Source organism: Achromobacter sp. SLBN-14 (assembly GCF_006715415.1).
Lineage (GTDB): Bacteria > Pseudomonadota > Gammaproteobacteria > Burkholderiales > Burkholderiaceae_B > Achromobacter > Achromobacter mucicolens.
In genome coordinates, this window is record NZ_VFNE01000001.1 from 426,472 (window position 1) to 451,768 (window position 25,297).

Below are 25,297 nucleotides of genomic sequence, written 5' to 3' on the forward strand. Positions count from 1 at the left end.
GGCCGCTCTCGTCAAATTGGTACATAAATCATTAGATTCCCGCTTCCGGAATAGATTCCAGTTGCTGGACTTCGTGTCACGTTCCTGCTCTTGCTGCATCGATCTGGCGAACAATCCGCCACCAATCGACCTTGAATTTCCAGCGATCATGCAACAGTCGGGCACAGCTGGCAATGGCGGCATCCGCGCTTGGCCAAACTGCGCCGGCCCTGCGCTGGCCTCACAGGCCCCCGCATGAGCGGAAAACCTTTGATTTTAGCGTATTTAGCGTATCCCGGCACCTTTCAGCACGGTCATGCGGCGGGAGAGCTCAAGATACCGCTTGCGAGCCTCTTCCGAAGCCAGTCCGGAAGCCGCCAGCTTGGCCATTTCATTTTTCGCCGAATCGAACTCGATCCGCCGCAACGCATCGTCCCATTCCGTCTGCGGGTCGGGCAGGTCTTCCTGCGCCAGGATGTCCGCCCGCAGCCCCTTCAATACGGTTGCAAGGTCCGAGTCCGGCTCCGCAGCCTCCAGCAAGGCGCCGACATGGCGCGCGCCGCTGGATTGCGCCAGCATGATCAGGTCTCGTACCAATCCTAGATGGGGGCCATGGTCGATGACTTCAAGCTGCTGATCGCCCATGGAGTCGACCAGCTCGGGATGCGCGAGCAGCAGGCTCAAGAGCCGCTTGGCCAGCGACGGCATGGTGCGGCGCCCCTCGAAGCCGCCAACATCGTTGTCGCGCCGGCCTTTCCAGTTGCCCTTGCCGCCCTTCCAATCACCCTTACCCTTCCAGTCGCTCTTGCCTTTCCAATCGCTCTTGCCCTTCCATTCCTGCTTGGCGCCTGGCTGCCAGCCCGCAGATCCGCCACCAGACTCTTCGCCATGCGAGGCGTACTGGCCGTAATCGTCGGACTCGTCGGCCGGAATGTCGTGGAAGTCGTGGTTGCCGTAGTCGTAGCCCATGTCCGGCGGACCGCCGTCGTGGCTCGGCTCGCCGCCCGGTGCCATGCCGGACTCGACACCGCCCGACGCGGGCCGCGCGGCCGGCGCAAATGGCTTGGCAGGCTGTTGCGCCAGAACCTGCGCCATTTCCTCGGGCGTCAATTGCACCAGCTTGGCCATTTCCCGTTCGATCTGCACGCGCAACGCGCACTCGGGGATCGTTGCCAGCAGCGGCTTGGCCTCGTGCAGACAACTGGCGCGCCCTTCGGCCTCGGTCATGTTGTGACGCGACGCCAATTCGTCCAACAGGAAGCGCGACAGCGCCACGGCGTCGCCCAGACACGCGCGGAACGCTTCGGCGCCCAATTCGCGCACATACGAATCGGGATCATGCTCCGCCGGCAGGAAGAGGAACCGGATCGCGATGTCATCCCGAAGCACCGGCAGACAGGCCTGCAGCGCGCGCCAGGCGGCGCGCCGGCCGGCCTTGTCGCCATCAAAGCTGAAGATGACCTTGTCGCTGGCGCGCAAGAGCTTCTTGACGTGATCCGGCGTGGTGGCGGTGCCGAGCGTGGCAACGGCATTGGCAATGCCCTGCTGCGCCAAGCCGACCACGTCCATGTAGCCCTCGACGACAATCACCTGGCCTTCCTGACGGATGGCCTGGCGTGCCTCCCACAACCCATAGAGTTCCTGCCCCTTCGAAAACAGGGGAGTTTCAGGAGAGTTCAGGTACTTGGGTTCGCCTTTGCCGATGATCCGGCCGCCAAACCCGATGAGGCTTCCCCGCGCATTGCGGATCGGAAACATCACCCGTTCGCGAAAGCGATCGTAGCGCCGCCCGTCCTCGGATTCGATGACGAGGCCGGACTCCACCAACGTGGGGTCCTCGTAGTTCGGAAACACCTGGGACAGACCGTGCCGGTCCGTGCCTGACCAGCCCAGGCCGAAATGCGCGGCGATCTCGCCCGTCAGGCCGCGCTGCTTCAAATAGCGGACGGCGGCGGGCGAAGCGCGCAACAGTTTCAGGTAATGGGCTTGGGCAGCGTCCAGCACCTGGGTGTGCCGGGATTCCTCGGCCTTGCGGCGCGCGGACTCCTGCTGCTGGCGGGGACTGCGGTTTTCTTCGGGGACCGTCATTCCCGCCGACGCCGCAAGCGTACGCACGGCGTCGGGGAAACTGGCGCCCGTATGTTCCATCAGGAAGGTGATGGCGCTGCCATGCGCTCCACAACCGAAGCAGTGATAGAACTGCTTGGTGGGGCTGACAGTGAACGAGGGGCTTTTTTCGTTATGAAAGGGGCACAGGCCAAGCAAGTTGGCCCCACCCTTTCGCAACTGCACATATCGCCCGACAACGTCGACGACGTCGACTCGGGCGAGCAAATCCTGGATGAATGATTCTGGAATCAATAGATTCGGGAATCAGAAATCAATACAGGCGCGGGGGCAGTTGTTGGCTACGGATGCGCTTGTAGTGGCGCTTCACGGCGGCGGCATGCTTGCGCTTGCGCTCGGCGGTGGGCTTCTCATAGAACTCGCGCGAGCGCAGTTCGGTGAGCAAACCGGTCTTTTCGATGGTGCGCTTGAAGCGGCGCAGAGCGGCTTCAAACGGTTCGTTTTCCTTCAGTCGAACGATAGGCATAAAGTAATTGGCCTGCTTGTAGGGTAACAAAGTTGATGACAAACCTGGCTTGCTTTTCCAGCAACGCTGCGCGGACCCAGGTACGCGAAGACGGCCTCTGGCGATAAGACCTGCAAACCGCCAATAGGCAAGTACCGCGAACTGTGAACCTTCAAAGCGCAACCCGGGCATGCGTTCACCCGGGTTTGAGCTGGCTGTTTCCGTTACCCAAAGACTACCCAAAGAGTAACAAGCCAAGTTCGGTTTAGCGATAACCAGCGATTCTAGCATGGTCAACGACGGTTTGACTACTGCCAGGGACAGTCCGCGCCCTGGGCCCCGCCCTTTTCCTGCCTGCTATCAGCTCTGGGAACCCTTGCGGATCCAGGCTTCCAGTTGATGGGGACGCAAGCTGTCGTAGTCTTCGAAAGGCTGGTGAATCCAGGGATTCGTGGGCAGCTTCTCGACGTAATAGTCGGGCGTTGCCAGGGAATGCCCCTTCCACCACAGCACGGCGCTGCGCAATTCGGTGATGTCGGCGAACTGGCTCTTCAGGTGATCGAAGACCTTATTGAAGGTCTTGCCGGTATCGACCATGTCGTCCACCAGCAACACCCGGCCGGACAGCGTGCCGCGGGTGATGGTGATGAACTGGGCGATGTCCATGTCGCCTTGCTTGGTGCCAGCCGCCTCGCGATAGCTGCTGGTGGCAAGAATGCCCAGCGGCACGTCAAAAATACGCGACATGACGTCACCCACGCGCATACCGCCGCGCGCCAGGCAAAGAATCTTGTCAAACTTCCAGCCCGACTGGTGCACCTGCAAAGTAAGGCGCTCGATCAAGCGGTTGTAATCGTCCCACGTTACCCACAGGTGGCTATCGTCACTGGTCGGCGTGCTCATAGGCAAGCATCTCCTGCACAAAAATACGAAAAGGCCGCCGCCGGTATGACCGGCGGCGGCCTTGGGAATAATAACCCGATGTCAGCCCTTCAGGGGATGACGCAAAACAATGGTCTCGTTGCGGTCCGGACCGGTGGACACCAGGTCGATCGGCACGCCGCAGACTTCGGCGACACGCTCCAGATAACGGCGCGCGGCGGCGGGCAGCTTGGCGTATTCGGTGATGCCGACGGTGGATTCGCTCCAGCCGGGCAGCTCTTCGAGCACCGGTTGCGCTTGCGCAACGGCGTGCGCGCCGTAGGGCAGCACGTCGCGGAATTCACCGTTGACGCGGTAGCCGACGCCCAACTGGATGGTTTCCAGACCGTCCAGCACGTCCAGCTTGGTGATGCACAGGCCGGAAATACCGTTCAGGCGGACCGAGCGCTTCAGCGCGGCGCCGTCGAACCAGCCGCAACGGCGCGGACGGCCCGTGACCGAACCGAATTCCTTGCCGATGGTGGCCAAACGGGTGCCGATCTCGTCGACCAGTTCCGTGGGGAACGGGCCCGAGCCGACGCGCGTGGTGTACGCCTTGGTGATGCCCAGGACGTAATCCAGTTGCTGGGGGCCGACGCCGGCGCCTGCCGAGGCCGCGCCCGCAACGCAGTTGCTGCTGGTGACGAAGGGATAAGTGCCGTGATCGACGTCCAGCAGCGCGCCTTGCGCGCCTTCGAACAGGAGGCGCTTACCTTCCTGCTGCATGGCGTACAGGTTGCTGGAGACGTCCTTGACCATCGGGGCGATGGCCGGAGCCAAGGCCATGGCCTGATCGCGCACTTCGTTGGCCGAGACCGCTTCGGCGCCCAGGTACTGGGTCAGCACGAAGTTGTGGTAATCCAGCACTTCGGCGAGCTTTTCGTCAAAGAGCGCCGGATTGAAGAGGTCTTGCACGCGCAGGGCGCGGCGGGCGACCTTGTCTTCGTAGGCCGGGCCGATGCCACGGCCCGTCGTGCCGATCTTGCCCTCGCCCTTGCGCGCTTCGCGCGCCTTGTCGATGGCGACGTGGTACGGCAGGATCAGCGGGCAGATCTCGGAGATCTGCAGGCGCGAACGCACGTCCAGGCCGGCGGCCTCAAGCTCTTCGATTTCCTTGAGCAGGGCTTCCGGGGACAGCACGACGCCATTGCCGATGAAGCAGGTGACACCGGGGTGCATGATGCCCGACGGGATCAGGCGAAGAATCGTCTTCTTGCCGTTGATCCACAGCGTATGGCCGGCATTGTGACCGCCTTGGAAGCGGACCACGCCCTGGACGGATTCCGCCAGCCAGTCGACGATCTTGCCCTTGCCCTCGTCACCCCATTGGGTGCCGATTACGACTACGTTCTTGCTCATGATACGAATCAATTTCGAGTTTCTCGGGAAATCCGGAAATCTCCCCGCGGCCCCCTCGTTTCCGAGAGGGAGTTAGTCACAGCGTTTTGACCGTCCAGACGCCATCCTGCAGCGCCAGCTCGCGATCGCAAACGAATTCGTCCTGATCCTGCTCGTGACCGGGCAATACCTGAACGACGATTTCCCCTGACCGGCGCAAGCGGCGAACCGCCTCGGTCAGAGCGGGGGCCTGCCCCCAGGGCGCGCGAACCGCTCGCGCCCTTTCCGCCGGCGGCAGACCCGCCGCCAGCTTGCGTAAATCAAGACTGAAGCCCGTTGCCGGACGCGACCGGCCAAACGCGTGGCTGACGTCATCGTAGCGGCCACCGCTGACCAACGCGTCGTGCCAGCCTTCAGCGTACAGCGCAAACTTGACGCCCGAGTGGTAAGCGTAACCACCGACGTCGGCCAGATCGACGCTGAAAGACACGTTGGGCATGGCGTCGACCACTGCCTGAAGAGCATCGAGCGCCTCGGCGATACCCGGCAGCGCCGGCAGGTCACGACGGGCGATCTTCAGCACGTCCTGACCACCGTACAGCGTGGGCAGCAATTGCAGCGCCTTCAGCGTTTCCGGACGGATGCCGGGCGCGCGCGCCGCCAGCTCGCCCAGTCCGGGCACGTCTTTGTCGCGCATCAGCCGGATCGCGTCCTGCGCCAGCTCGGCAGCCGCCGGATCCGACTTCAGGACCGCGCGCAGCACACCGGGGTGATTCAGATCCAGGCGCGGATTGCGAACGCCGGCGATGGCAACGGTTTCCAGCACCAGCTGGATGATTTCCAGATCGGCTTCGAATCCGGCATGGCCGTAGATTTCGGCGCCGATCTGCAGCAACTCGCGGCTCGACAGCAAGTCCGAGGGACGGGCATGCAGCACATTGCCGCAATAGCACAGGCGGGTGACGCCCGCGCGGTTGAGCAAGTGCGCGTCAATGCGCGTGACCTGGGGAGTCATGTCCGCGCGCACGCCCAGCGTGCGGCCCGAAAGCTGGTCAATCAGCTTGCAGGTGCGCAGATCCAGATCGCTGCCGGTGCCCGACAGCAATGAATCGATGTACTCGACCAGGGGCGGCGCGACCAGCTCGAACCCGTATGTACGGTAAAGATCGAGAAGTTCGCGGCGCAGTTCCTCGATGCGCCTGGCCTCTGCCGGAAGTACGTCGGCGAGGCTTTCGGGCAGCAGCCAGTTACCCATGAATGTGTTTACCTGAATAACGCCAAGTGATGCGTGGGCGTCGCCCAAACGAAAAGCGGCTGAGGGGCGTAAGCCCGCTCAGCCGCTGCGGAATGTTTTATAGCTTACGCGGTATTGTACATGGTTCAGCGGCAAGCGCCACCCGGGGGACGGGCATGTCCAGTGCCCCGCGGCGTCCCCGATACCCGTAAGGGAGCATCCCGCCAGAAGCAGAAAAGCCCCTCGGGTACCCGAGGGGCTTTTTCGTTTGTGCCGGCTGCTGCCGGTTACTTGGCCGGCACGGTGACCGGAGCCAGGGCGGCGCCCGCCGGATCCTTCATGAACTGGAAGAAGCTGGAGCTGGGGTCCACCACCAGCACGTCACCCGGCTTGGAGAACGACGCGCGATAGGCTTCCAGGCTCTTGTAGTACGTATAGAAGTCCGGATTCTTGCCATAAGCCTGGGCGTAGATGGCTGCCGCAGCGGCGTCGCCCTCACCCATGATGCCCTGGGCTTTGGCGTATGCCTGAGCCACGATGACCTCGCGCTGGCGGTCGGCCTCGGCGCGGATCTTCTCGCCTTCGGCAGCGCCGATCGAGCGCAGCTCGTTCGCCACGCGAGTACGCTCGGCTTCCATGCGGCGGTACACCGACTCGGAAATTTCCGGCGCGAACTCGATGCGGCGCAGACGCACGTCAACGATCTGCACGCCCAGCGGCTCGGCGCGCTTGGCGACGTTGTCCAGGATTTCCGTCATGATCTTGTCGCGTTCGGTCGAGACCACGTCGCGCACCGTACGCACGTTGACCGATGCGTTCAGGGCGTCGCGGATCTGGGCTTGCAGACGCTCTTGCGCCGCACGCTCGTTGCCGCCGAACGTCACGTAGAACAGACGGGGATCCGCAATGCGCCACTTGACGTACGAGTCGATCAGCAGGTTCTTCTTTTCGGAAGTCTGGATGCGCTCGGCTTCGTTGGTTTCGATGGTCAGAATGCGCTTGTCGAGCGTGACGACATTCTGGAAGGGCGGCGGAACCTTGAAGTACAGGCCAGGTTCACTGATGACGCGGCGGACCTCACCCAGCGAGAACACCAGGGCATAGTCGCGCTCGCGGACCACGAAAACGCTGGAGGAAAGGAGGGCCAGCACGATGAGCAGGCCGACCAGGATGGGCATAAGACGATTCATGTTCAGGACTCCTCCGGATTAGCGCGACATACGGTCGCGGGGCAGCGTGTTGCTATTGCTGCTGCCGGAAGGCTGCGGCACCGGCGCGGCCGAACCGCGCGAAGGCTGCTGGACAGGCGGGTTGGCCACCGGCGAGCCGGAGCTGCCGATGTTCGACTTGCCTGCGTCCTGAGCGGCGAGATGCATGATCTTGTCCAAGGGCAGATACAACATGTTGTTGTTGCTCTTGGTGTCGACCATGACCTTGCTGGCGCGGGTGAAGATGTCCTGCATGCTTTCCAGGTACATGCGCTGGCGCATGACTTGGGGAGACTTTTCGTATTCGCCCAGGATGCTGGTAAAGCGCGAGGTATTACCTTGCGCATCGCCCACGACCTTGGCCTTGTAGCCTTCGGCCTGCTCCGTCATGCGCGAAGCCTGACCGCTGGCCAGCGGCACGACCTGGTTGGCATAGGCCTGGCCTTCGTTGATCTGGCGCTCGCGATCCTGACCGGCCTTCACGGCGTCATCGAACGCGGCCTGGACCTGCTCGGGCGGCTGCACGTTCTGGATGGCGACGGTGCTGACCTGCACGCCCGTCTTGTAGCGGTCGAGGATCTGCTGCATCAGCGCCTGAACCTGCGAGGCCACCGTCGTACGGCCTTCGTACAGCACGAAGTCCATCGACTGCTTGCCCACGACTTCGCGCATGGCGGTTTCCGACGCCTGGCGCACGGATTCGTCCGGGTCGCGCGTCTTGAAGAGATAGTCGGGCGCGCCGTCCGCACGCAGGCGGTACTGGACGACGAACTGCATATCGACGATGTTCTCGTCCGTCGTGAGCATCAGCGCTTCGGGCAGAACCTTGTTGCGCGCGCCGCCACGGAAACCGACTTCGAACGTGCGCAGTTGCGACACGTTGACGATTTCATGGCTTTGAATGGGATAAGGCAGGCGCCACTGGAAACCGGCTTGCGACGTGCTCTTGTATTTGCCGAACTGAGTCACGACCGCGACCTGGCCTTCTTGCACGATGTAGAAGCCGCTGGCCAGCCAGATGCCTGCCGCCACCAGGGCAATGACGCCCAGGCCGATGCGTGTGCCCCGCGGGGATGGCGGCGTCATGCCACCACGATTGCCGGGCCGGTTGTTGCCGCCCCCGCCCTTGCGCCCGAACAGGTTCCCGATGCGATTATTGAAATCGCGCCAGACCTCGTCCAGGTCGGGAGGGCCGTCTCCATTGCCTTGGGGCCGCTTGGGCGGCGGCTCGGAGCCATTGTTGTTTCCGCGACCCCAGCCGGGGTCATTCAGATTGAAGAGTTTGATAATTCGCGGCATTGTTTCCCACAATCTGTCCGGTTTCCGCAATTGCCCCGCGCAACGCATCCAAACCGGCGCGCTCGGTGGCGCTTACAAATACTCGCGCAATCGTACCATGTGCATCGCGCTCCACCCGCGGGTCCAGGCCCGCCCGGTCGATCTTGTTGTATACCAGAATGGTTGGAATCGCTGCAGCGCCTATTTCGGCGAGGACCTTGTTGACTTCGAAAATCTGCTCATCCCGCTGCGGGCTGGCCGAGTCCACCACATGCAGGAGCAGATCCGCGTGCACGGTCTCTTCGAGCGTGGCGCGGAAGGCGGCAATCAGGTTATGCGGCAGGTCGCGGATGAAGCCCACAGTGTCCGACACCACCACCGATCCGGCGCCTTCGATCCAGATGCGGCGGGTCGTCGTGTCCAGCGTGGCGAACAACTGGTCGGCCGCGTAGGCGTCCGCGCGGGTCAGCGCGTTGAACAGCGTCGACTTGCCGGCGTTGGTGTAACCCACCAGCGACACCGACAACGCACCGCCCCGCGCGCGGGCGCGCCGCTGGGTGATGCGCTGGCGTTCGACCTTGTCGAGCCGTTCACGCAGCGTCTTGACCTTGGCGCCGATCATGCGGCGGTCCATTTCAAGCTGGGATTCACCCGGCCCGCGCATCCCGATGCCGCCGCGCTGCCGTTCCAGGTGACTCCACATGCGCGTCAGGCGCGTGGCCAGATGCTGAAGCTGGGCCAGTTCGACCTGCAGCTTGCCTTCGTGGCTCTTTGCGCGCAGCGCGAAGATGTCCAGGATGAGCGCAACGCGATCCACGACGCGCAGATTGAAGGCGCGTTCGAGGTTGCGCTGCTGGGCTGGCGAAAGCGGCTGGTCGAAAAGGATGATGTCGGCAAGCAGCGCCTGCGCCATCGCGACGCCCTCGTCGGCCTTGCCGGAGCCGATGAAGAACTTGGCGTCGGGACGATCGCGGCGGGCCGTCAGGGTGCCGACGATTTCGGCGCCCGCGCCCTTGGCCAGCATGGCAAATTCCTCGGCGTGTGCCGTGAAGTCCGGATCACCCAGATCCACGCTGATGATCAGAGCGCGCATACATGCACCATATTCGAGCCAAAGCGAAAATGCCCGCCGACGAGAACCGTCTGGCGGGCAATAAAAGGTAAAGCTGGAGCGAGATTACTCAGCAGGGACTTCCACTTGAAAGTTGACGGCGCGCGCGGGAACGACGGTGGAAATGGCGTGCTTGTAAACCATTTGGGTGACCGTATTGCGCAGCAGCACCACGTATTGGTCGAAGGATTCGATTTGCCCTTGAAGCTTGATGCCGTTCACGAGGTAGATCGACACGGGCACATGATCCTTGCGCAGCGTGTTGAGGAACGGATCTTGCAGAGTTTGCCCTTTATTGCTCATTGGCCAGGCTCCATTTGTTTGTTATTGAGTAAAGACGCGCTTTTTGTACTGGTGGTGCACGCCGAAACACGTACTCTACAGGGTTTTCCCGGCCCGTGCCACTTGGCCGGGAAGCAAAAATGAGACCAGAGTTTTCCAGCTGAAATGCCTCTGAAAATCACGCCGTCAGGATGCTCTGGAGCGCTTGCAGAAGCAGGTCGCACTGGGCTTCGGTACCCACCGTGATGCGCAGGAATTGATCGATCCGTGCATGACGGAAATGACGCACGATGATGCTGCGCTCGCGCAGGGCGGCGGCAAGCGTCGCGGCGTCCTTTGACTGATGGCGCGCGAACACGAAGTTCGCCGCTGAAGGAAGCACCTCGAAGCCCAGCGCCTGCAACCCTGCGGTCATGCGGGACCGCGTATCGATCACGGCTTTGCGGGTCTGCTCAAAGTACTCCGTATCTTCCAGCGCCGCTACTGCGCCGGCGGATGCCAAACGATCGATGGGGTAGGAGTTGAAACTGTTCTTTACCCGCTCAAGCCCGTCGATCAGCGCGGCGCTGCCCACTGCAAAGCCCACCCGCAGGCCCGCAAGCGAACGCGACTTCGAAAGGGTCTGCACCACCAGCAGGTTGTCGTAGCGCGAGACGAGCGGGATCACCGATTCGGCGCCGAAATCCACATACGCCTCGTCCACGACAACGACGGTGCCGGGATTGCCGGCCACGATGCGTTCGACCTCGGCGGCGCTGAGCGCCCGGCCGGTGGGCGCGTTGGGATTCGGGAAGATGATGGCGCCCGCCTGACCGTGGCGCGCGGGCAGGTAGTCTTCGACGTCGATGCAAAAGTCCGCGGTGAGCGGCATCGTTTCGAATTCGATGCCGTACAGGCCGCAGTACACGGGATAGAAGCTGTACGTGATGTCCGGAAAGCGCAGCGGGCGGTCATGCTTGAGCAGGGCCAGAAACGCATGCGCCAGGACCTCGTCCGACCCATTGCCCACGAACACCTGCTGCGGCTGCGCGCCGACCGCGGCGGCGATGGCCTCGCGCAGGCGGTCCGAGGAAGGGTCCGGATAGAGCTTGAGCGTATCGTCGCAAGCGGCGCGGATCGCATCGAGCACCTTGGGCGACGGCCCGTAAGGGTGCTCGTTGGTGTTCAGCTTGACCAGATTCTGAAGCTTGGGCTGCTCGCCCGGCACATAGGGACTGAGCGTCCCGACAACGGGACTCCAGAAGCGGCTCATGGATCAGCTTTCCTGCGCGTAAGGGTTGTGCGAGGACTTGAATTCGATACGCAGCGGCGTGCCGGCCAAGTCAAATGCATTGCGGAAACGCGTTTCGAGGTAGCGGCGGTACGAATCGGGAATGGCGTCCAGGGCGTTGCCGTGAATGACGACCAGCGGCGGGTTCTGTCCGCCCTGGTGCGCGTAGCGCATCTTGGGACGGAAGATGCCCTTGCGCGGAGGCGGCTGCTGTTCGACAGCGGCCTGCAGCTCGCGCGTGAGCTTGGGCGTGGACAGTTTGGCAAAGGCCGCGGCATGGGCGGCATTGATGGACTTGAGCAGGGGCTTGATGCCCTGCCCGCGCAGCGCCGAGATCGTGTGCACGCGCGCGAACGACAGGAAGCGCAGCTTGCGGTTGAACTCACGCTCGATGCGTTCCTTTTCTTCGCCGTCCAGGCCGTCCCACTTGTTGACGGCCACGACTACGGCTCGGCCGGTTTCCAGCACGAACCCGGCGATGTGCGCGTCCTGCTCGGAGATTTCGGTTTGCGCGTCGAGCATGAGCAGCACGACGTTGCTGGCCTCGATGGCCTGCAAGGTCTTGATGACGGAGAACTTTTCGACCGCCTCGAACACCTTGCCGCGCTTGCGCAGCCCGGCCGTGTCGATCAGCGTGTAACGGCGCCCATCGCGCTCGAAATCGATTTCGATGGCGTCGCGCGTCGTGCCCGGCATGTCGAACGCGATCACGCGCTCTTCGCCCATGAGCGTATTGATGAGCGTGGACTTGCCTACATTGGGACGGCCCACGATCGCCAGCTTGATGCGGTGATCGTGCTCGCCTTCTTCGGCCGGTTCTTCTTCGGCGGGCGGCTCGGCCAGATCCTTGAGCGCCAGCTCGATGAGATCCACGATGCCGTCGCCGTGCGCCGCCGAAATGGGATACGGCTGGCCCAGGCCAAGTTCATGGAATTCGGCGATGGCGGGGCCAAGGCCCATGCCTTCGGCCTTGTTCACCGCCAGCAGCACGCGCTGCTGGCCGGACTTGCGCAGCAGTTGCGCGATCTCGTGATCGTGCGCATTGATGCCAGAGCGCGCATCCACCAGGAACACGACGACGTCCGCCTCGGCGATGGCCTGGCGGGTCTGCCGGGCCATTTCCAGCAGGATGCCGTCCTTGGCCACGGGCTCGAAGCCGCCGGTATCGATGGCGATGAACGGAATATCGCCCACCCTGCCCTCGCCGTAATGGCGATCGCGGGTCAGGCCGGAATAATCGGCCACCAGCGCGGCGCGCGATCGCGTCAGGCGGTTGAAAAGGGTCGATTTCCCCACATTGGGGCGGCCGACCAGGGCAACGACAGGCTTGAAAGACACGGTAAAAGGCTTTTTTTATAAGTTTCAGTTGGCGCCGATCATGACGAGATTGCCATTGCCCGTCTGGACCAGCACACCTTGGGGCGTCGTCTGCGGCGGTGACACGACTGCGCCGCCGCCCACCGACAGGCGCGCCATCAGGCTGCCATCGCTGCGCGACAGGAAGTGCACGTAACCATCCAGATCGCCGACAGCCAGCGCTCCCCCAAGCATAGCCGGAGCCGTGAGCTGGCGGTTCTTCAGAGCGCTCTGTTTCCAGACATTGCCCCCGTTATCGAGCGCAAACGCGTTGACCACGCTGTTCTGGTCGGCGGCATAAGCGAAGCGGTCATCGAGCGTGAGGCCACTGACGCTGGAGAAATCCTTGGTCCAGAGCGGACGGCCACCGGCGGTGACGTCAAAGCAGACGATGCGTCCCTGATAAGCAACCGCGCACAGCAGGTTGCCCGCGATCCGGGGCGCGCCCACCACGTCGGTCAGACGCTCCAGGTCGCTGGCGCCGCGCGGCGTGGCCACGGTGCCTTCCCATTGCACGTTGCCGCTATTGGAGGCGATGGCCATGATCTTGCCGCCGGGCAGGCCCGTGATGACGAGGCCTTCGGCCAGGACCATTTGCGAGACGCTGCGCAAGGCGAGCGACGGGCCGGGACGCTGCACGCTCCAGACGCGCTCGCCGCTGTTCGCGTCGAAAGCCTGGATGCGGTAGTCGCCGCTGCGCACGACGACGATGCCGTAGCCGACGACCGGCGGAATCGTGACGTCGCTGGTGGCGCGGACCTTCCACTTCACCTTGCCGGTGTCGTCGAAGGCGATGACGTCGCCGTTGGGCGAAGCGACCGCAGTGGTGGTGCCGTCGCTGCCGGCGCCCGCCGACAGCTTGCCTTCGGCCTTGGCCTTCCAGATGACGCGGCCGCTTTGCAGGTCGAACTTGCCGACCGAGCCGTCGGGCGTGGCGGCATAGATGGCATCGCCCAGCACGGTGGGCGCGAAGCCCAGGCCCGAGCCGCTGCCGATGGACGTGGACCAGACCTGGCGCACGGACATGCCGGCCTTGTATTCGGTCAGGGGCGCCGGATCGTAGCGGCCGTCGTCATGGGAGAACAAGCCGCATCCGCCCAGGGCAAGCAGGCTTGCCAAGAGGACGGCGCCGCGCCACGTACGGCCAGGTGCAAATTTACGCATTACAGTCACGCTCCGCTCAAGGCATCCAGTTTCAGTTGCACAACCTGGGTCAACGGATTGGCCGCACCCAGGCCATCGATGGCGCTCTGCCAGGCCGCGCGCGCTTCCTCGCGCTTGCCTTGCGCAGCCAGCACGTCGCCGCGGCGGTCAGCGAACAAGGCGGCGAAGGCGGCCGGCGGATTGTTCAGCTGCGCCAGCGCGGCGTCGTATTGCTTCTGGTCCAGCATCATGCCGGCCAGGCGCAGGCGCGCCACGGCTTGCATGGAGGGGTTCTTGTTCTGACCGGCCAGCCATTCGAGCTGTTCGCGGGCGCCGGCGTCATCCTTCTGCGCCTGCAGGGCCTGCGCGGCCACCAGAGCGCCACGCGCGGCGTAGCCGGTGTTGGGATACTTTTCGCGCAGCGTCGAGGCTGCGGTCTTGATACGCACCGAGGAATCGGCGCCACCCAGGCGGGCCGCGTCTTCCAGCGCTTCGAAGTAGCCCATTGCCTGGTTGGCCTGGTGCGATTCGTACGCCTTCCAGCCCCACCAGCCGCCCCAGGCCAGGAGCACTGCCGTCGCCAGCGTCAGCAGAAGCGTGCCATAGCGGGCCCACCACGCCTTGATCGCGTCGAGTTTTTCCTGTTCTTCAAGATCGTATGCCATGCGTTAACCCTTGTTGTTCAATGCGTCGGCCAGCTTCGCCAGCGGAACCTGTTGCTGCGCCGAGTCGCCCTGCCCTTCTGCGCGCAGGAACTTGACGCTGGCGGTCTGCGACGCCACTTCGTCGGCGCCAAGGATAACCGCAACGCGGGCGCCGCTGGCGTCCGCGCGCTTGAATTGGGACTTGAAGCCCGCCGATCCGGCATGCACGATGACCGACAGGCCCGCGTCACGCAGGTCTTCGCCGACCCGCGCGGCCAGGCGCTGCGCGTCCTCGCCCTGGTGCACGACGTACACGTCGCACTCGGCCGGCGCGGCGATTTCGACGCTTTGCTCCCACAGATCGAGCAGGCGCTCCATGCCGATGGCAAAGCCCACGGCTGGCGCCGGCTTGCCGCCCAGCAGTTCGACCAGGCCGTCGTAGCGGCCGCCGCCGCAGACCGTGCCCTGGGAACCCAGGCGGTCCGTGACCCATTCGAAGACGGTCAGGTTGTAGTAGTCCAGGCCGCGGACCAGACGGGGATTCAAACGGTATTCGATGCCGGCGTCGGTCAGGCGCTGGCACACGCCGTCAAAGTGCGCGCGGGACTCTTCGCCCAGGAAGTCGAACAGGCGCGGCGCGCTGTCGGCCATTTCCTGCATGGCGGGGTTCTTCGTGTCCAGCACGCGCAGCGGATTGCTGTACATGCGGCGCTGGCCGTCTTCGTCGAGGATGTCGCGGTGCTTTTCCAGATGCTGGATCAGGGCGGCGCGGTGCGCGGCGCGCTCGGCCGGCTGGCCCAGCGAATTCAGTTCAAGGCGCACGTCCTTCAGGCCCAGCAGCTTCCAGAGGCGGCCCAGCATGACGATGAGTTCCGCGTCCACGTCGGGACCGGCAAAGCCCAGCGCTTCGACGTCGATCTGGTGGAACTGGCGGTAGCGGCCGCGCTGCGGGCGCTCGTGACGGAAGACGGGACCGATGGAGTAGACGCGTTGCGGGCGATCGTAGAGCAGGTTGTGTTCGATCGAGGCACGCACGATCCCGGCGGTCATCTCGGGGCGCATCGTGAGCGATTCGCCGTTGAGCGCGTCGGTGAACGTATACATCTCTTTTTCGACGATGTCGGTGACTTCGCCGATGCCGCGTGCAAACAGGCGCGTATGCTCAAGCACGGGCGTACGCACATTGCGGTAGCCATAGCCGCGCAGCCAGCCGCGCACGATTTCCTCGAATTGCTCCCAGCGGGCGCTTGCCCCCGGCAACAGGTCATTCATGCCGCGGATGGCGGCGACTTTCTGGAAAGCTTGAGTCATCTTGATCATGCCGTCGGCGCGCCCGAGAAGCGCGCCAATGGCTACACCCTTACTTTAGTGAGAGGCGAGCGCGCCATACCGGCGCGCAACGTATTCTTCAACGATGGCCTGGAACTCTTCGGCGATATGGTCGCCCTTGAGCGTCACCGTGCGCTCGCCGTCGACGAACACCGGCGCGGCCGGCACTTCGCCGGTACCCGGCAGGCTGATGCCGATGTCGGCATGACGGCTTTCGCCCGGCCCATTGACCACACAGCCCATCACCGCGACGTTCATCGATTCGACGCCGGGATACTGCGTGCGCCACACCGGCATCTGCCGGCGCAGGAACGACTGGATGCTGTCGGCAAGTTCCTGGAAGAACGTGCTGCTGGTGCGGCCGCAACCGGGGCAGGCGACGACCATGGGCGTGAATGCGCGCAGTCCCATGGTCTGCAGGATTTCCTGCGCGACGATGGCCTCGCGGCTGCGCTCTCCGCCCGGTTCGGGGGTGAGCGAAATGCGGATGGTGTCGCCGATGCCCTGCTGCAGCAGCACGGCAAGCGCCGCGGTCGAGGCCACGATGCCCTTGCTGCCCATGCCGGCTTCGGTCAGGCCCAGATGCAGCGGATAGTCGCAGCGGGCGGACAAATCGCGGTAGACGGCGATGAGATCCTGCACGTGGCTGACCTTGCACGACAGGATGATTGCGTCGCGCCGCAGGCCGAGTTCCTCGGCGCGCTGGGCATTGCTGATAGCCGACACGACCAGCGCGTCGCGCATGACGGCCTGCGCTTCCCAGGGCTGGGCGCGGCGGCTGTTTTCGTCCATCTTGCGCGCCATGAGCTCGTGGTCGAGGCTGCCCCAGTTGACGCCGATGCGCACGGGCTTGTCATAGCGGCAGGCAACTTCGATCATTTGCGCGAAGTTGTCGTCGCGGCGCTTGCCGCCCCCCATGTTGCCGGGGTTGATGCGGTACTTGGACAGCGCCTGGGCGCATTCCGGGAACTGCGTCAGCAGCTTGTGGCCGTTGTAGTGGAAGTCTCCCACCAGCGGCACGTTCACGCCCATGCGGTCGAGCTGCTCGCGGATGGCGACGACCTCGCGGGCGGCCTCGGGTGTGTTCACGGTGATGCGCACGAGCTCGGAGCCGGCCTGCGCCAGCTCCTTGACCTGGATCGCGGTGGCGATGGCGTCCGCGGTGTCGGTGTTGGTCATGGACTGAACCACGACCGGGGCGTCTCCGCCCACCGTCACGACACGATCGCTCCACTTCACCGCGACGGAACGCGTGGCGCGGCGCGCTGCGGCTCCCACCGAGGGAGGCGGCGCGTCCTGGCAAGGCAGAGAAGAATCTTGCATCGGTTGGAACCGGGTTACTTGGTCGGCTTCGGCAGCCAGTCGGCGGGCAGCCACTGCTGCGGCAGCCAACCTTGCCAGAAGGCATACGCCACGCCGGCGGCAAGCACCAGCACGATGGCGATCAGCCAGCCCCACGACGACGTGGACGAGCGGTCGTCGTCGGCGCTGGATTGGGGAATGGAATGCGCGGAATGCAGCGAGCTGGGGCTGAGCTTGGCCGGGCCGGTGGCGCGGGCCTTGGGATCGAGCGAGTCGACGATGGCCTGGGCATCGGCGCCAAGCAGCCGCGCATAGTTGCGCACGAGGCCGCGCAAGGAAACGCCGGTGGGCAGGTTGTCCCACTGCTCGTTTTCAAGGGCTTCGATCTGCTTGGTGGAAAACTTGATGCGGCTGGAGACTTCGTCGAGCGACCAGCCCTTGGCCAGGCGCAAGCCGCGCAAGGCGGCGCCCACGCTGCCCACCGCGCCGGCGGACGAGTCGGAAACTGCAGAAGCGAAATCCTGCGTCATGCGTGCACCTGTTTAATTGGTATGGTCTGGCGCTGGGCGGCATTGCGCTCGGTGATCCGAGTGCGGTCCCGCACCTCTCCGGCCAGTTGGCCGCAAGCCGCATCGATGTCGTCGCCCCGGGTCTTGCGGACCGTGGTGATGATGCCGGCGTCCATCAGACGCTGGGCAAACACCTTCACCCGCGCCGAGGCCGAGCGCTTCAGGCCGGAGGCGGGGAATGGGTTGAACGGTATGAGGTTCAGCTTGCAGCGCACCTGGCGTGCAATGTGGATCAATTCCTTGGCGTGCTGGTCGGTGTCGTTGATGCCGTCCAGCATGCAGTATTCGAACGTGATGAAGTCGCGGGGCGCAAACGCCAGGTAGCGTTCGCAGGCGGCCAGCAGCTCCTTCAGCGGGTACTTCTTGTTCAGCGGCACGAGCTCGTCGCGCAGCGCGTCGTTGGGCGCGTGCAGCGAAACGGCCAGCGCCACGGGACAGTCTTGCGACAGGCGGTCCATCATGGGCACGACGCCGGAGGTGGACACCGTAACGCGGCGGCGCGACAGGCCGTACGCGTTGTCGTCGAGCATCAGGCGCAGCGCGGGCAGGACCTGGTCGTAATTGAGCAGGGGTTCGCCCATGCCCATCATGACGACGTTGCTGATGACGCGGGTGTCTTCGGTGGCGCGGGCGCTTTCAAGGCGGGCCGTGCCGATGTCGGCCTCCAGCACGCGCTTGGCCCACCACAGCTGGCCGATGATTTCGCTGGTCTTCAGGTTGCGGTTGAAGCCCTGGTGCCCTGTCGAGCAGAAACGGCAGTTCACCACGCAGCCAGCCTGGCTGGAGATGCACAGCGTGCCACGGTCGTCTTCAGGGATGAAGACGGTTTCGATGGCGTTGCCCTGCCCCACATCGAACAGCCACTTGCGGGTGCCGTCGGTCGAGCGTTGCTCGATGTTGACGGGCAATGCCTCGATGCGGCAATGCGTGGCAAGCTGGCTGCGGAAATCGCGGGCCAGGTCGGTCATGGCGTCGAACGAATCGGCGCCGCGCTGGTGCATCCAGCGCTGCAGCTGGCGGGCGCGAAACGGCTTGCCGCCCCACTGCCCGACCAGTTCGGACAGGGCGGAGCCGTCCAGCCCCAGCAGATTGATTCGTTCGACGGATTCCATAACCAGGTAAAACTAAAGCGCTTTCAACAACTTAAGCCAAAAATTAACGGCTGTGGATGTTGATTTCGGGGAAGAAGAAAGCCACTTCGACAGCGGCCGTTTCCGGCGCGTCGGAGCCGTGGACGGCGTTGGCGTCGATGCTGTCGGCGAAGTCGGCGCGAATGGTGCCGGCTTCAGCCTTCTTGGGGTCCGTGGCGCCCATCAGGTCGCGGTTCTTCTGGATGGCGTCTTCGCCTTCCAGGACTTGCACGAACACGGGGCCCGAGACCATGAAGTCGACCAGGTCCTTGAAGAAGGGACGGGCGGCGTGCACAGCGTAGAAACGCTCGGCGTCGGCGCGCGACAGTTGGGTCAGGCGGGCGGCGATGACCTTCAGGCCGGCTTGCTCGAAACGGGCGACGATCTGGCCGATCACGTTCTTGGCGACGGCGTCGGGCTTGATGATCGAGAGGGTGCGTTGAATGGACATAAAGGACTCCGAAAACTGATTTCTGACGGGTTTCTAGTTAATTGCCTGGTGGGGCTCTGTGCTTGCCGATGCCGCGCTGGGGTGCCACCCTTGGGTGCCACATCAAGCGCCATCGCGCCGTTGGCACGCAGGAGATCCGAAACGAATGGGTGTCTCGGGCCGCCCTGAACCACCGACCAAGACAGGATTCGACACTGCCGACCTGTCGGACGCATCCTGGAATGCCAGCGGGATTCCGGCTGCGCGCCAATCCAATGATTCAACGCGCATTTCCGAAGGAATCCTCAATGAATTCAGGGACTTCTAAAAGGTTTACAGTAACCCGGTATTCTAACACGCTGAGAAGACCGCATTACATCTTAAAATGAGCGGTTTGCTGCCCGCTTCCTACCCGGGCGCCCCTGTCTGCCGGAACTTAGTAATGACTCAAGCTGCTCCCCCGAACGCCGCGCCCATCGCCGGCGAAACCCCGGAACTCTCCAAGAGCTTCGAACCCTCCGAACTGGAATCCCGCTGGTATGCCGAGTGGGACAAGCGCGGCTACTTCGCCGCGGGCCAGCACGTGAAAACGGGGACGGAAAGCCAGCCCTACGTCATCCAGTTCCCGCCGCCCAACGTGACCGGCACCCTGCACATGGGCCACGCGTTCAACCAGACCATCATGGACGGCCTGGTGCGCTACCACCGCATGTCGGGCGACGACACCGTGTTCATTCCCGGCACCGACCACGCCGGCATCGCCACGCAGATCGTCGTTGAAAGACAGCTCGACGCGCAAAAGGTTTCGCGCCACGACCTGGGCCGCGAGAAGTTCGTCGAGAAGGTGTGGGAATGGAAGGAGAAGTCCGGCAGCGCCATCACCGGACAGGTGCGCCGCCTGGGTGCCTCGGCCGACTGGCCGCGCGAATACTTCACCATGGACGACCGCATGTCGCGCGGCGTGGTGGAAACGTTTGTCCGGCTGCATAAACAGGGACTGATCTACCGCGGCAAGCGCCTGGTCAACTGGGATCCCAAGCTGCTCACGGCCGTGTCCGACCTGGAAGTGCAGTCCGAAGAGACCGATGGCCACATGTGGCACATCCTCTACCCGTTCGTCGACGGTCCGCAGACCATCGTCGACAAGGACGGCCAGACCGTCACCCTGCGCGGCATGACCATCGCCACGACGCGCCCGGAAACCATGCTGGCCGACGGCGCGCTGTGCGTGCATCCCGACGATCCCCGCTACAAGCATCTGGTGGGCAAGCAAGTCGAGCTGCCGCTTTGCGACCGCAACATTCCCATCATTGCCGACGATTTCGTCGACCCTGAATTCGGCACGGGCTGCGTGAAGATCACGGGCGCCCATGACTTCAACGACTACGCCTGCGCGATGCGCCACGATCTGCCGCTGATCGTGATCTTCACGCTGGACGCGCACATCAACGAAAACGGTCCCAAGCAATTCCAGGGCATGGAACGCTACGAGGCCCGCAAGGCGGTCGTTGCGCAGCTGGAAGCCGAGGGCTATCTGGTCAAGGTCGAGCCGCACAAGATGATGCAGCCCAAGGGCGACCGCACCGGCGTCGTGCTCGAGCCGATGCTGACCGACCAGTGGTTCGTCGCCATGAGCAAGCCCGCGCCGGAAGGCACGCTGAACCCGGGCAAGAGCATCACCGAAGTCGCGCTGGAAGTCGTGGCCGACGGCCGCATCCAGTTCTATCCGGACAACTGGACCACCATCTACAATCAGTGGCTCAACAACATCCAGGATTGGTGCATTTCGCGCCAGCTGTGGTGGGGTCACCAGATTCCGGCCTGGTACTCGGAAGACGGCCAGGTGTTCGTGGCGCACGACGAAGCGGGCGCAATCGAGCAGGCGCGCGCCGCTGGCGTCACGGGCCCGCTCACGCGCGATCCCGACGTCCTGGACACGTGGTTCTCGTCGGGCCTCGTGCCCTTCACGACGCTGGGCTGGCCGGAAAACACGCCGGACCTGCAGCGCTACCTGCCCTCCAGCGTCCTGGTCACGGGCTTTGACATCATCTTCTTCTGGGTGGCGCGCATGGTCATGCTGACCACGCACCTGACCGGCCAGATCCCGTTCAAGCACGTTTACGTGCACGGCCTCATCCGCGACGCCGACGGCCAGAAGATGAGCAAGTCCAAGGGCAACACGCTGGACCCGGTGGACCTGATCGACGGCATCGACCTGGACGGCCTGGTGGCCAAGCGCACCTACGGCCTGATGAATCCGAAACAGGCCGGCGCCATCGAAAAGGCCACGCGCCGCCAGTACCCCGACGGCATCCCCGCCTATGGCACCGATGCGCTGCGCTTCACGATGGCGGCCTACGCCACCCTGGGCCGCAACATCAACTTCGACCTGAAGCGTTGCGAGGGTTACCGCAATTTCTGCAACAAGCTCTGGAACGCCACACGCTTCGTGCTGATGAACACCGAAGGCCATGACCTGTCGGTGCCAGACGAAGGCGAACTGTCCTTTGTCGACCGCTGGATCGTCAGCCAGATGCAGACGCTGGAAGCCGACGTCGCGCGCGGGTTTGCCGACTACCGTTTCGACAACATCGCCAACGCAATCTACCGCTACGTCTGGGACGAATACTGCGACTGGTATTTGGAACTGGCCAAGGTGCAGATCCAGACCGGCACGCCGGCCCAGCAGCTTGGCACCCGCCGCACGCTGATCCGCGTTCTGGAATGCGTGCTGCGCCTGGCGCATCCGATCATTCCGTTCATCACGGAAGAGCTGTGGCAGAAGGTGTCGGTCGTGGCCGGCAAGCGCAAGGAAGGCGTGGCCGACAGCGTCAGCGTGCAGCCCTACCCCAAGGCCAATCCGGCTGCGGTGGATGCCGCCGCCGAAGCCGATGTGGCCGAACTGAAGGCGCAAGTCGAGGCCGTGCGCGCCCTGCGCGGCGAGATGAGCCTGTCGCCCGCCCAGAAGGTGCCGCTGTGCGCGCAGGGCGATGCGCCCATGCTGACCCGCAACGCGCCCTACCTGGCTGCGCTGGCCAAGCTGAGCCAGGTTGACGTGCTGGACGTGCTGCCCGACGCGGGCGCGCCGGTGCAGGTCGTCGGCGCCAGCCGCCTGATGCTGCACGTCGAGATCGACGTCGCCGCCGAGCGCGTGCGTCTGGACAAGGAAATCGCCCGCCTCTCCGGCGAGATCGCCAAGGCCCAGGGCAAACTGTCCAACGCCAGCTTCGTCGAGCGCGCGCCCGCCGCCGTCGTGGAACAGGAAAAGGCCCGCATGGCGCAGTTCGGCGAAACCCTGCAGAAGGTGCAGGAGCAGCGCGCCAAGCTCGGCAACTGATCCTCGCGCCGCCCCAGAAACCCCGGACACTGTTCCGGGGTTTTTTTGTTTGGGGACAGCCGGGATTCAGACCCCGCCGTCCGTCATCCGGTACCAGCTGACCACCGCATTGACGTACAGGCGGCGCAGCGGATAAAGCGGAAATGGCTTGATGGCCGACAGCGGCACGGGCAGCGCATTGGCATCGCCCGTGACCACGTACTGCGCCATTGCGGCCCCCATGCAGGTCTGCAAGCCGACGCCGCGGCCCTGGCAGCCGATGTCCACCAGCAGCCCGGGCTGCGGTTCATGCAGATGCGGCAGATAGTCGCGCGTGACGGCCACCCTGCCGCACCAGCGGAACTCGAACGGCGTGCCGGCCACCTGCGGGAACATCTTGACCATCACGCGCTCCAGATGCGCCCAATCCGCCTCGCCCTTGGGCTCGCGAAACGGGCCCCGGCCGCCCATCAGCAAGCGGCCCTGATGATCCAGACGAAAGTACAGCAGCAGGTTGCGCGTGTCGGACGTGACGTGTCCCTCGGGAAATATCCCGGCACGGATGCGGTCGGGCAGCGGCACGGTCGCCACCTGAAACGTGTTGGCGTCGATGATGGACGGCTTGAGGCCGGGCCACAGGCCGCCGCCATAGGCATTGGTGCACATCACCACGCGATCGGCGCTGACCGACGGCCCGCGCGCCGTGGACACCGTCCACTTGCCGCCGTCGCGCGCCAGGCCCGTGACGGGCGTATCGGTGTGCAGGGTCGCGCCCGCGTTCAGCGCGGCGCGCGCCAGGCCGCGCGCATAGCTCAGCGGCTGCACCGCGCCCGCCCGCCGGTCCACCCATCCGCCCAGATACTTGTCCGTGCCGATAAGCCGGGCGACCTGCGCCCGATCCAGCGGTTGCGCGTCCACGCCCAGCCGCGCCCATTGCGCCGCGCGGCCTTGCGCGACACGCAGCGCGTCGGGCGTGTGCGCGCCCTGGATCCACCCCTTGCGCACGCGCGGCACGTCCATCGCGTGGCGCTCGATCAGGTCGAAGACCGCGTCCGCCGTCCCGCCGGCGAACCGTGTCAACCGCTCGCCGCGCTCGGGGCCGAACATCGCAACCAGATCGTCAGGGTCGTATTTCAAGCCCGGAATGACCTGCCCGCCATTGCGGCCCGAGCCGCCAAAGCCGATCTCGCGCGCCTCCAAAAGCACGACCTTGACGCCACGCTCGGCCAGGTGCAACGCAGTGGACAGGCCGGCGTAGCCGCCGCCGATCACGGCGACGTCGGCCTGCGTGGACGCGTCAAGCGGCCCGGTGGGCGGCGGCGGCGCTGCGGTGGCCGCCCATAGTGACGGGGAAAGCGGAAACGGCGCTGGCTGCATGAGACGTCCTTACATGGGGTGCAACACACGCCGCAGGAAGTCCTGCGTGCGCGGATGCTGCGGATGATTCAGCACTTCGCGGGCGGCGCCCTGCTCCACCATGACGCCGCCGTCAAAGAACATGACACGGTCGGCGACCTCGCGCGCAAAGCTCATTTCGTGCGTCACGACGACCATCGTCATGCCGGCCTCGGCCAGCTTGCGCATGACGCCCAGCACGTCGCCAACCAATTCGGGATCGAGCGCCGAGGTGGGCTCGTCAAACAGGATCGCCTTCGGTCTCATTGCCAGCGCGCGCGCAATCGCCACGCGTTGCTGCTGACCGCCCGACAACTGGTTCGGATGCGCGTTTTCCTTGTCCGCCAGGCCGACGCTGGCCAGCAGCTCGCGGCCGCGCTCCACCGCCTGGGCGCGCGGCTCTTTCTTGACGAAGATCGGGCCCTCGATGACGTTTTCCAGCGCTGTGCGATGCGGAAACAGGTTGAAGCGCTGGAACACCATCGCGACCTGCGTGCGGATCGACACGATGGAAGGCGAATCGCAATCGACCAGCTCGCCGTCGACCGTGATACGGCCGGCGTTGTAGCGTTCCAGTCCGTTGATGCACCGCAGGATGGTCGACTTGCCCGAGCCGGATGGCCCCACGACACACACGACCTCGCCCTGCTCGACCTCGGCGTCGATGCCCTTGAGGACTTCAAGCGGCCCAAAGCTTTTCCTCACGCCTTGCAGGCTGATCATTTGGTTGCGCTCCGTTTTTCCAGATGCCGCACCAGCAGGATGAGCGGCACGCACATCACCAGGTACATCAGCGCGACCAGCGTGAACACCGTGGCGTTCTTGAACGTCGACACGGCGATGAGCTTTCCTTGCAACGCCAGTTCGGCAACGGTGATGGTGGATGCCTGCGACGAGTCCTTGAGCATCATGATCATGATGTTGCCGTAAGGCGGCAGGACGATCTTCACGGCCTGCGGCAGCACGACGCGGCGCATCGTCAGCCCCCAGCCCATGCCCATGGCCATGGCCGCCTCGATCTGGCCGCGATCGATCGCCTGGATGCCGGCACGGAAATTCTCGGCCTGGTAGGCCGAATACGCGACGCCCAGGCCGATGATCGCTGCCTGCACCGCGCTCAGCGACACGCCCATGTCCGGCATCACGAAGTAGATGTAGAAGAGCAGCACGATGATGGGAATGCCGCGCAGCAGATTGACCAGGCCGGCGCTAAAGCCCGACAGGTATTTGTTGCCCGACACCCGCATCAACGCCCAGACCAGCCCCAGCACCGTCGACAGCGCCAGCGAGCCCAGCGTGACCAGGATCGTGAGCTTGGCGCCCTCCAGCAGTATCGGCATGAACTCTGCCGCGTCCTTCATGAATTGCATCATGCGTCCACCACCCCCAGAAGACTGCCCGCGTCGCGCTCCGGATGCGCGGCGTCCGCCGGCGGGTTTGATCGCGCCGGCGGGATTTTTAACGAATGTTTGCGCGACGAAAGTCCGGCC

Annotated in this window: 22 protein-coding genes; 1 reads left to right on the forward strand and 21 read right to left on the reverse strand. The window is 64.3% G+C overall.

Features of this window, described 5'->3' with window-relative positions:
- Window positions 1–264: 264 nt before the first annotated feature.
- The 18 genes from dnaG to ndk all read right to left on the reverse strand — a co-directional run bounded on the left by dnaG (window position 265) and on the right by ndk (window position 19,117).
- A complete protein-coding gene (gene dnaG / locus FBY20_RS01935; RefSeq protein ID WP_142049675.1) occupies window positions 265–2,340 on the reverse strand; it encodes a DNA primase in 2,076 nt (691 codons plus the stop codon).
- A gap of 19 nt (window positions 2,341–2,359) precedes the next feature.
- Window positions 2,360–2,572: a 30S ribosomal protein S21 gene (gene rpsU / locus FBY20_RS01940; protein ID WP_006218592.1), complete on the reverse strand. Its 213-nt coding sequence runs from the start codon at window positions 2,570–2,572 to the stop codon at window positions 2,360–2,362.
- Window positions 2,573–2,911: 339 nt separating this feature from the next.
- Window positions 2,912–3,454 (reverse strand): phosphoribosyltransferase, encoded by a 543-nt coding sequence (locus tag FBY20_RS01945; RefSeq protein ID WP_056315724.1) that lies wholly within the window; start codon window positions 3,452–3,454, stop codon window positions 2,912–2,914.
- 81 nt (window positions 3,455–3,535) lie between these two features.
- Window positions 3,536–4,831, reverse strand: a complete 1,296-nt coding sequence (locus FBY20_RS01950) for an adenylosuccinate synthase (protein WP_056315722.1) — start codon at window positions 4,829–4,831, stop codon at window positions 3,536–3,538.
- A gap of 76 nt (window positions 4,832–4,907) precedes the next feature.
- Entirely contained in the window at window positions 4,908–6,065 is a 1,158-nt protein-coding gene (locus FBY20_RS01955; RefSeq protein WP_056315719.1) for an ATP phosphoribosyltransferase regulatory subunit, read from the reverse strand.
- Between the two features lie 266 nt (window positions 6,066–6,331).
- Window positions 6,332–7,234, reverse strand: coding sequence for a protease modulator HflC (gene hflC / locus FBY20_RS01960; protein ID WP_056315716.1), 903 nt, complete (start codon window positions 7,232–7,234; stop codon window positions 6,332–6,334).
- A gap of 18 nt (window positions 7,235–7,252) precedes the next feature.
- A complete protein-coding gene (gene hflK, locus FBY20_RS01965) occupies window positions 7,253–8,551 on the reverse strand; it encodes an FtsH protease activity modulator HflK (RefSeq protein WP_056315713.1) in 1,299 nt (432 codons plus the stop codon).
- Entirely contained in the window at window positions 8,517–9,623 is a 1,107-nt protein-coding gene (gene hflX / locus FBY20_RS01970) for a GTPase HflX (RefSeq protein WP_062842027.1), read from the reverse strand. The genes hflK and hflX overlap by 35 nt, the downstream gene beginning before the upstream one ends.
- 84 nt (window positions 9,624–9,707) lie before the next feature.
- Entirely contained in the window at window positions 9,708–9,944 is a 237-nt protein-coding gene (hfq, locus tag FBY20_RS01975) for an RNA chaperone Hfq (protein ID WP_006218585.1), read from the reverse strand.
- Window positions 9,945–10,101: 157 nt separating this feature from the next.
- The gene (gene hisC / locus FBY20_RS01980) at window positions 10,102–11,175 is read right to left on the reverse strand and encodes a histidinol-phosphate transaminase (protein ID WP_142049678.1); all 1,074 of its coding nucleotides are present in this window, start codon (window positions 11,173–11,175) and stop codon (window positions 10,102–10,104) included.
- 3 nt (window positions 11,176–11,178) lie between these two features.
- Complete coding sequence (gene der / locus FBY20_RS01985) at window positions 11,179–12,531, reverse strand: ribosome biogenesis GTPase Der (protein ID WP_142049681.1); 1,353 nt, start codon at window positions 12,529–12,531, stop codon at window positions 11,179–11,181.
- Between the two features lie 24 nt (window positions 12,532–12,555).
- A complete protein-coding gene (gene bamB, locus FBY20_RS01990; RefSeq protein ID WP_056315705.1) occupies window positions 12,556–13,713 on the reverse strand; it encodes an outer membrane protein assembly factor BamB in 1,158 nt (385 codons plus the stop codon).
- Window positions 13,714–13,718: 5 nt separating this feature from the next.
- Window positions 13,719–14,357: a tetratricopeptide repeat protein gene (locus FBY20_RS01995; RefSeq protein ID WP_056315703.1), complete on the reverse strand. Its 639-nt coding sequence runs from the start codon at window positions 14,355–14,357 to the stop codon at window positions 13,719–13,721.
- A gap of 3 nt (window positions 14,358–14,360) precedes the next feature.
- The gene (hisS, locus tag FBY20_RS02000; RefSeq protein ID WP_142049684.1) at window positions 14,361–15,647 is read right to left on the reverse strand and encodes a histidine--tRNA ligase; all 1,287 of its coding nucleotides are present in this window, start codon (window positions 15,645–15,647) and stop codon (window positions 14,361–14,363) included.
- Between the two features lie 54 nt (window positions 15,648–15,701).
- Window positions 15,702–16,988, reverse strand: coding sequence for a flavodoxin-dependent (E)-4-hydroxy-3-methylbut-2-enyl-diphosphate synthase (gene ispG, locus FBY20_RS02005; protein WP_142049687.1), 1,287 nt, complete (start codon window positions 16,986–16,988; stop codon window positions 15,702–15,704).
- 14 nt (window positions 16,989–17,002) lie between these two features.
- Window positions 17,003–17,497, reverse strand: a complete 495-nt coding sequence (locus FBY20_RS02010; protein ID WP_056315695.1) for a RodZ family helix-turn-helix domain-containing protein — start codon at window positions 17,495–17,497, stop codon at window positions 17,003–17,005.
- Window positions 17,494–18,648 (reverse strand): 23S rRNA (adenine(2503)-C(2))-methyltransferase RlmN, encoded by a 1,155-nt coding sequence (gene rlmN, locus FBY20_RS02015; protein ID WP_056315692.1) that lies wholly within the window; start codon window positions 18,646–18,648, stop codon window positions 17,494–17,496. The genes FBY20_RS02010 and rlmN overlap by 4 nt, the downstream gene beginning before the upstream one ends.
- Before the next feature lie 43 nt (window positions 18,649–18,691).
- Window positions 18,692–19,117 (reverse strand): nucleoside-diphosphate kinase, encoded by a 426-nt coding sequence (gene ndk, locus FBY20_RS02020; RefSeq protein WP_056315689.1) that lies wholly within the window; start codon window positions 19,115–19,117, stop codon window positions 18,692–18,694.
- Window positions 19,118–19,538: 421 nt separating this feature from the next.
- On the opposite strand from ndk, the gene FBY20_RS02025 reads away from it, so the two are divergent.
- Complete coding sequence (locus FBY20_RS02025) at window positions 19,539–22,433, forward strand: valine--tRNA ligase (RefSeq protein ID WP_056315688.1); 2,895 nt, start codon at window positions 19,539–19,541, stop codon at window positions 22,431–22,433.
- A 66-nt stretch (window positions 22,434–22,499) separates the two neighbouring features.
- Here the strand turns inward: FBY20_RS02025 and FBY20_RS02030 are convergent, their stop codons facing one another.
- The 3 genes from FBY20_RS02030 to FBY20_RS02040 are packed head-to-tail and all read right to left on the reverse strand — an operon-like array spanning window position 22,500 to window position 25,180.
- On the reverse strand, window positions 22,500–23,789 hold the full coding sequence (locus FBY20_RS02030) for an FAD-binding oxidoreductase (RefSeq protein WP_056315685.1): 1,290 nt from the start codon (window positions 23,787–23,789) through the stop codon (window positions 22,500–22,502).
- Window positions 23,790–23,798: 9 nt separating this feature from the next.
- A complete protein-coding gene (locus tag FBY20_RS02035) occupies window positions 23,799–24,530 on the reverse strand; it encodes an amino acid ABC transporter ATP-binding protein (RefSeq protein WP_056315684.1) in 732 nt (243 codons plus the stop codon).
- Window positions 24,527–25,180, reverse strand: coding sequence for an amino acid ABC transporter permease (locus tag FBY20_RS02040; RefSeq protein WP_062842033.1), 654 nt, complete (start codon window positions 25,178–25,180; stop codon window positions 24,527–24,529). Before FBY20_RS02040 ends, FBY20_RS02035 begins: the two co-directional genes overlap by 4 nt.
- Between the last annotated feature and the right edge of the window lie 117 nt (window positions 25,181–25,297).

Bases quoted from the DNA above. Each gene is read 5' to 3' on its own strand.
- rpsU (WP_006218592.1), bottom strand. From the start codon at position 2,572: ATGCCTATCGTTCGACTGAAGGAAAACGAACCGTTTGAAGCCGCTCTG.
- FBY20_RS01945 (WP_056315724.1), bottom strand. From the start codon at position 3,454: ATGAGCACGCCGACCAGTGACGATAGCCACCTGTGGGTAACGTGGGAC.
- FBY20_RS01950 (WP_056315722.1), bottom strand. From the start codon at position 4,831: ATGAGCAAGAACGTAGTCGTAATCGGCACCCAATGGGGTGACGAGGGC.
- FBY20_RS01955 (WP_056315719.1), bottom strand. From the start codon at position 6,065: ATGGGTAACTGGCTGCTGCCCGAAAGCCTCGCCGACGTACTTCCGGCA.
- hflC (WP_056315716.1), bottom strand. From the start codon at position 7,234: ATGAATCGTCTTATGCCCATCCTGGTCGGCCTGCTCATCGTGCTGGCC.
- hflK (WP_056315713.1), bottom strand. From the start codon at position 8,551: ATGCCGCGAATTATCAAACTCTTCAATCTGAATGACCCCGGCTGGGGT.
- hflX (WP_062842027.1), bottom strand. From the start codon at position 9,623: ATGCGCGCTCTGATCATCAGCGTGGATCTGGGTGATCCGGACTTCACG.
- hfq (WP_006218585.1), bottom strand. From the start codon at position 9,944: ATGAGCAATAAAGGGCAAACTCTGCAAGATCCGTTCCTCAACACGCTG.
- hisC (WP_142049678.1), bottom strand. From the start codon at position 11,175: ATGAGCCGCTTCTGGAGTCCCGTTGTCGGGACGCTCAGTCCCTATGTG.
- bamB (WP_056315705.1), bottom strand. From the start codon at position 13,713: ATGCGTAAATTTGCACCTGGCCGTACGTGGCGCGGCGCCGTCCTCTTG.
- FBY20_RS01995 (WP_056315703.1), bottom strand. From the start codon at position 14,357: ATGGCATACGATCTTGAAGAACAGGAAAAACTCGACGCGATCAAGGCG.
- hisS (WP_142049684.1), bottom strand. From the start codon at position 15,647: ATGACTCAAGCTTTCCAGAAAGTCGCCGCCATCCGCGGCATGAATGAC.
- ispG (WP_142049687.1), bottom strand. From the start codon at position 16,988: ATGCAAGATTCTTCTCTGCCTTGCCAGGACGCGCCGCCTCCCTCGGTG.
- FBY20_RS02010 (WP_056315695.1), bottom strand. From the start codon at position 17,497: ATGACGCAGGATTTCGCTTCTGCAGTTTCCGACTCGTCCGCCGGCGCG.
- rlmN (WP_056315692.1), bottom strand. From the start codon at position 18,648: ATGGAATCCGTCGAACGAATCAATCTGCTGGGGCTGGACGGCTCCGCC.
- ndk (WP_056315689.1), bottom strand. From the start codon at position 19,117: ATGTCCATTCAACGCACCCTCTCGATCATCAAGCCCGACGCCGTCGCC.
- FBY20_RS02025 (WP_056315688.1), top strand. From the start codon at position 19,539: ATGACTCAAGCTGCTCCCCCGAACGCCGCGCCCATCGCCGGCGAAACC.
- FBY20_RS02030 (WP_056315685.1), bottom strand. From the start codon at position 23,789: ATGCAGCCAGCGCCGTTTCCGCTTTCCCCGTCACTATGGGCGGCCACC.
- FBY20_RS02035 (WP_056315684.1), bottom strand. From the start codon at position 24,530: ATGATCAGCCTGCAAGGCGTGAGGAAAAGCTTTGGGCCGCTTGAAGTC.
- FBY20_RS02040 (WP_062842033.1), bottom strand. From the start codon at position 25,180: ATGATGCAATTCATGAAGGACGCGGCAGAGTTCATGCCGATACTGCTG.